General features: G+C 48.6%; 8 protein-coding genes. 5 read left to right on the top strand and 3 right to left on the bottom strand.

Going from position 1 to position 5,874, the window contains the following annotated elements:
* Positions 1-260 precede the first annotated feature (260 nt).
* Genes HRU21_08755 through HRU21_08745 form a run of 3 tightly spaced genes read left to right on the top strand, consistent with a single transcriptional unit; the run spans position 261 to position 2,340 of the window.
* The gene (locus HRU21_08755) at positions 261-737 is read left to right on the top strand and encodes an arsenate reductase ArsC (protein ID NRA42379.1); all 477 of its coding nucleotides are present in this window, start codon (positions 261-263) and stop codon (positions 735-737) included.
* Positions 738-755: 18 nt separating this feature from the next.
* On the top strand, positions 756-1,763 hold the full coding sequence (gene arsB, locus HRU21_08750; GenBank protein NRA42378.1) for an ACR3 family arsenite efflux transporter: 1,008 nt from the start codon (positions 756-758) through the stop codon (positions 1,761-1,763).
* Positions 1,764-1,782: 19 nt separating this feature from the next.
* Positions 1,783-2,340, top strand: coding sequence for a TrmH family RNA methyltransferase (locus tag HRU21_08745; GenBank protein NRA42377.1), 558 nt, complete (start codon positions 1,783-1,785; stop codon positions 2,338-2,340).
* A 30-nt stretch (positions 2,341-2,370) separates the two neighbouring features.
* Here the strand turns inward: HRU21_08745 and HRU21_08740 are convergent, their stop codons facing one another.
* The 3 genes from HRU21_08740 to HRU21_08730 all read right to left on the bottom strand — a co-directional run bounded on the left by HRU21_08740 (position 2,371) and on the right by HRU21_08730 (position 4,113).
* Positions 2,371-2,817: a hypothetical protein gene (locus tag HRU21_08740; protein NRA42376.1), complete on the bottom strand. Its 447-nt coding sequence runs from the start codon at positions 2,815-2,817 to the stop codon at positions 2,371-2,373.
* Between the two features lie 21 nt (positions 2,818-2,838).
* A complete protein-coding gene (locus HRU21_08735; GenBank protein ID NRA42375.1) occupies positions 2,839-3,288 on the bottom strand; it encodes a PaaI family thioesterase in 450 nt (149 codons plus the stop codon).
* Positions 3,289-3,630: 342 nt separating this feature from the next.
* Positions 3,631-4,113 (bottom strand): NAD/FAD-utilizing enzyme, encoded by a 483-nt coding sequence (locus HRU21_08730; protein ID NRA42374.1) that lies wholly within the window; start codon positions 4,111-4,113, stop codon positions 3,631-3,633.
* A gap of 277 nt (positions 4,114-4,390) precedes the next feature.
* Here HRU21_08730 and HRU21_08725 point away from each other — a divergent pair, with 277 nt between their 5' ends.
* Both HRU21_08725 and HRU21_08720 read left to right on the top strand, forming a co-directional pair.
* Positions 4,391-5,026 carry a DUF1282 family protein gene (locus HRU21_08725; protein ID NRA42373.1) on the top strand — a complete coding sequence of 212 codons (636 nt, stop codon included), beginning with the start codon at positions 4,391-4,393 and terminating at the stop codon, positions 5,024-5,026.
* Positions 5,027-5,190: 164 nt separating this feature from the next.
* Entirely contained in the window at positions 5,191-5,823 is a 633-nt protein-coding gene (locus tag HRU21_08720; GenBank protein ID NRA42372.1) for an HAD family hydrolase, read from the top strand.
* Positions 5,824-5,874: the final 51 nt, after the last annotated feature.

Raw genomic sequence — 5,874 nt, 5'->3', positions numbered from 1 at the left:
CAACACAACTTAAATCTAAATTATTTATTATAAGCATTCAAGCATAATTTTCTTACAGACAACTTAACTCTGTTAGGCACTTTCAGCAGTCAGAGATAGAGTGCATGGTAGATAGCAATTAATAAATAGTAGCAAGCAAACAGTAGAGCGCAGGCGCAGTTGCCGCCCGTCATGTATATCTTGGCCTGGCGGTAATTTTTCGCTTACACAGCTTTGTCATAAAACAGCGGTATACTGATCGTTTTGCGGAGTTGGCGATGATAAACCTATTAATTGTGTGCACGCATAATCGCTGTCGCAGTATTCTAGCAGAGGCAATTGCGCGTCAGCATTGCCCTGCGCTAAGCGTCTTCAGTGCCGGGTCGGCACCGGCTGGGCAGGTATACCCCAGCAGTATTGCTTTTTTGCAGCAGGCAGGATACAGCACTGAGGGTCTATGTAGCCAAAGCTGGGATGCTGTGCCTGAGCCAATCGATATTGTGATGACGGTCTGTGACCGCGCGGCCAATGAGAGCTGCCCGCTGTACCTGGGGCCCGCGTTAAAAATACACTGGGGCTTGCCCGACCCCTCAAGCTTGCCAATAGCGCAACAGCCTCCTGCTTTTGAGGCGCTTATCGATACGCTAGCGCAGCGCTTTAGCATGTTGCAGCAGCTGCAGCAACAAGGCGCCAGTGCAGAGCCTGCACTATTTGCGCAGATCGCCGAGGCGGTGCCAGCACCGCAATTTAATCGTTAGCGGATTAGGAGTTGTATGATGGGTTTATTTGAACGTTATTTATCACTATGGGTTGGCCTTTGTATCGTCTGCGGCACAGTGCTCGGGCTGCTGTTTCCGGCGCTGTTTGCCTGGGTTGCGGCGCTAGAATTTGCTCAGGTTAATCTAGTTGTAGCGCTGCTGATCTGGTTAATGATCTTGCCGATGCTGCTACAGATTGATTTTTCCGCTATCGGCCAGGTGTTTCAGCAGCCACGCGGTTTAGTGCTTACGGTAACGGTTAATTGGTTAATTAAACCCTTCTCCATGGCGGCAATTGCCTGGCTATTTTTTACCCTGCTGTTTAAAGATTGGGTCGACCCACAAACCGCCAGCGAATATATGGCCGGCATGATTTTACTGGGCGTTGCTCCCTGCACGGCGATGGTGTTTGTCTGGAGTCAATTAACCAAAGGGGATGCCGCATATACTTTAGTGCAGGTTGCAGTCAACGATCTGATTATGGTCTTTGCGTTTGCGCCGATTGCGGCATTGCTTTTAGGCTTAAGCAATGTCACCGTACCTTGGCAAACCTTATTATTATCGACCATGCTATATGTCGTATTGCCGTTAATAGTTGCTATATTGATTCGCAAAGTGCGTCAGGGCAATGTCGCAGGGCTTGCCAATGGCTTAAAGCCGTTTTCGATGCTTGGTTTGCTGCTCACGGTATTGCTGTTGTTTGCATTTCAGGCCGAGAAAATCATACAAAAGCCGCTCGACATTGTATTGATAGCGATTCCGCTGATGCTGCAAACCTATATTATTTTTATACTCAGCTACACTCTGGCAAAACGCATGCAGCTGCCACACTGTATTGCCGGACCTGCTAGCTTGATCGGCACTAGCAATTTTTTTGAGCTGGCGGTTGCGGTCGCGATTAGCTTGTTTGGTTTGCACTCTGGTGCCGCACTGGCCACAGTAGTGGGGGTGTTAGTTGAGGTGCCGGTTATGCTGAGCTTAGTTGCCTATGTGAATAAAACGGCTGATCGCTTCGCGCCAGCTTAGGTCTAATGTGAGTCACAATATGCCTGATCCAGAACAGCCGCAAAAGCCTCAAGACGAAGCCAATATTGTTCTGATAAACCCAAAAAACCCGATTAATGTGGCTGCGGTTTTACGCGCCAGCGGCTGTTATCGCGTCGAGAAACTGTATTACACCGGGCGCCGCTACCCGCAGGCTTTGCAACATCAGCAGGGGCATGGTCAGCTAAAACACGTTGATACCAATAATGCGCAGGCGCATATTGCCAGCATTGGCTTAGCCGATATAGCCGAGCTGCCGCGAGCCGAGCATGCCATGGTATGTGTTGAACTGGTTGAGGGAGCAACAGCGCTGCCGCAGTTTGTCCATCCGCCGCGCGCGCATTATCTATTTGGCCCAGAGGATGGATCGATTCCGCAGTCGGTGATTGATCAGGCCGATGCGGTTGTTTATGTGCCTACCCATGGCTGTATGAATTTAGCCGCCAGCGTGAATGTGCTGCTATACGATCGCCTAGCAAAATCTGCCGCGGCCAGCGGCAGCGATGCTCAGATTCGCGCCAGTCGCGACAATAATAATCGGCTTAAGCTGAAGCCTTAAGTTAAAAGCCTTGAGCCCAAGACTAAGCGCTTAAGCCTGCATGCGATTGGAGAAATCCCAGGCGTTAATGCTGTCAATCTGTAGCTCAATCACCAGCTCATGCTCAATTCGCGACAGCAGCCAGTTGGCCAGCTTTTGATTGCTCTGCTGTAAATACTTATCGATCAGCCGCTGCATGACCTGTTGCGCAGACTGCTTACTGAGTACCGCGGTTGCTTTGCCTCTAACGCCTTTATAAGGGTAGTCATTATTAGAGATCTCAAATGAGGCCTTGGGGTTGGCCTGCAGCTGTTTTATCAAATAGGTGTTTTCATGTGAGGCGGCAAAAAGCCGGCCGTTATCATAGTAAAACCACAGCGAGCACAGCATCGGCTCCTGCTGCTGATTAATGAACGCCAGACGCATCGGAATCTCGGCTTCGGCTAAATAGGCGCAAATTGTAGTTTGGTCCCAAGCACTTTTAGCATGAATTTTCATAATGGTGTCTCGTTTATTGGGCTAGGTTTGGGTGTCTGCATAACCAGGGGTGTTAGCTAAACGCTGTTTGCTGCGCACAAAAATACCGCTGCCGCGGCCAAGCTCGCGCTGGGCATTGTCATAGACCACCGCTTCGACAATAAACTGACTTTTGTTGCGGTTTACCACCTTGCCNCAGGCGCGCATAGTGCCGCTGGATACTGGCCGGGTTAAGTAGGTAGTAAACGAGGTGGTTAACATAAACAGCTCGAATTCTAAGCTGCTGGCGGCAAAAAAAGCCGCATCATCTAACATCTTAAAATATACACTGCCATGAACTGCGCCCGCGGCATGAAAAAGTTTTTCGCTCAAATCGATGCTTATTTCGGCTTCACCTTCGCTGAGCGTAAGCGTTGGCAGAAAAAAATCATTAATCGGTGCGGCTTGGTACATTGCCATAAGGCGTTGATAATGCGCGGCAGGCTTAATCATAAAACACTCCAAAATACGCCGAGAAAATAGAGCAACTGCTGTTGCGCTGCCTAAACCAACAAGCTTAAGCGCTACGGCATAAAAATAAAATGTTTCTACACTGAAATGCGGCAGAAATTATTATTAGCTTAGTTAATAGCATGTTTAATAACTTGCTTAGTAACGGATAAGACTTTCGCCTAAGCAGCAGATTTTGCTAGATCGTGCTAGCTTGTGTTAAAACGTTGCGACGAAAAAGCAATGAGTAAGAGAAATACGCAGATATGAAGCCGATATACAGCAGATATAAAAAAGGGAACAGATGACTGTTCCCCGGGGGCTTACTTCACGTGGAACGCGTGATTAGGCAGTAACAACTTCGAAATCATGGCGCTGCATATTCTTGCGAATAGACGACTCTTGCGTATCAGCATAATCAACAATCAGTAAGTGATTGCCAGAATGAATCTTTTCTTCAAGATGCTTAAACTTCTCGTTGGCGAGGTGGATGCCGATTAAACCACCCTCCCAGGTTGATAAACCTAGCAGCACCAAGGCGCCAAAAATAAACGGTACCGTGCCGATGGGATGCGATAAGCCCCAATAGAAATGCGCAACCAATAATAGCGTTGATAAGCAGATACCTAATATTGCGCCACGGATGGTCATGCGCACAATATTGGTTTTGTTAAACGGGTTGACGGCGAGTATTCGGTGATTTTCTGCCTCAGCCTCATCATCTGTCCATGCATGAATGCGACTATCGCTAAAACCTTCATCAATCAGCTCGTCGTGAAATTTTTCTAATTCGTCAAAGTCTTTTGACATAACGTATAAATGTTTCATAGACCTGTCCTTTGCTACTGTACAAATATCGTACAAAAAATTATACGCCGCGTTTTTAAGCGAAGGCTAAGAAATCATTAGATCAAATCTAAATTTAGTCACCTTTTAAAATAATAAAAAATTATATAAGGCTGGCTTATGACGCCTATGCTTAACAAATATGGCGGCATTTTTATGGCTTGGCTTGGCTTGGCTTGGCTTGGCTTGGCTTTGGCAAGGCCAAGGGTTTTAAACCAGTATGAATGGGCCGTCATCATAAGATAAGAAGGAGAGGTTAATGATTTTAGATCATGTTGTCGGTATTTTTACCCATCCCAGCTCAGAGTGGCTGGCCATCAGTTTAGATAAGCGCAGCCGTTTTTATGAATATATCAACAATGTGCCGTTTTTAGCGCTGGTGCCTGCAGTTTGCTATTTTATCGGCACGACACAAATTGGCTGGCGTTCCGGCAGCGAAGAAACATTAACCTATCTCTCTGCTAACAGCGCGCTGCGTTTAAGTATTTTGAGCTATACCTCGGCGATGCTCGGCATTTGGATTTTTGGCGAGTTCATTCACTGGCTGCATCGTAAGTATTGCCAAGGCTCGTTTAATCCGCATCACTCGATGGCGCTGGCAATTTATGTGGTGACGCCGGTATATCTGGCCGGCTTTGCGGGCTTATACCCCGATATTTTATTCAACGCCCTGATCTTAATTGTGGCGATTATTTATAGCGTGTTTCTGTTGCTGCAGGGCATGCCAATTTTGATGGGCACGCCAAAAGACCGCGCGCTGAAATACTCGATTGCGGTATTTGCCGTAGGCATTGGCCTATTTGTGCTGATGCGCTTAGGCACGGTAGCGCTGTGGGCATACGGCTTTGGCATTGAATATGTCACCGGCCCAAGCTATTTACAGTGGCAGCTATAAACCAGCCGCAGTCAAAATGTAAACTCGCCAATTAGGGTGGCGGGCAGCGGCACCGGCGTTAGAATCGCCCAGCTAGCAAACTGACGGCGGCATCACTGCGTATAGTGTCACAATGGCAGCATTAGCTGGCCGCCCACTTGCCACTCGCCACGCAGGACGTTTATATGTCAGCACTTTCCATCGCCCCACACTCAGCAATACCAGCCGCGATTGACGCGGTTTTTTTTGATCTCGATGGTACGCTGGTGTCATCCACGCTCGACTTTGCGGCGATTCGCGCTGAATTAGGCTATGCCCAGCCGGTGGATTTTTTACAGCTGTTAAAGACAGCGCCGGCGGATGAAGCAGCCAGAATTCGCGCTATCATTGAGCGGCATGAAGACGATGATGCCAATCGCTGCAGCGCCATGCCAGGCGCGCAGGCGCTATTAGACTTTTGTCAGCAACAAGGCTGGCCAACGGTGGTGGTAACCCGTAACTCGCGTCAGTTTGCTGAACGTAAATTAGAGCGTGCTGGCTTACAGCTTGATCGCTTGATCGCCCGTGACGATGGCCCCGCCAAACCCGACCCGACGGTGTTTTATCAGCTATTTGACCACTACCAGCTACGTCCTGAGTGTGTCATCTACCTTGGCGACTACACCTACGATATTCAAACCGCACGCAATGCTGGCATGTTGTCGGCTTTAATCTATCAGGGCGAGCGACCCAGCTATGCTGAGCAGGCCGATATCTGCTTAACGGAGCTGGCAGACCTGCAGGCGTGGCTGGCACAGCAGCAGCTGGCCACCGCCTAAGATTGCAAAAAATAGGCTGTTAAGCGAAAGCCTTTTTCTCTGCGCCTCTTT

The sequence above is a fragment of the Pseudomonadales bacterium genome (genome assembly GCA_013215025.1).
Taxonomy (GTDB): domain Bacteria; phylum Pseudomonadota; class Gammaproteobacteria; order Pseudomonadales; family DT-91; genus DT-91.
This window is presented reverse-complemented; position numbering and strand designations above follow the sequence as displayed.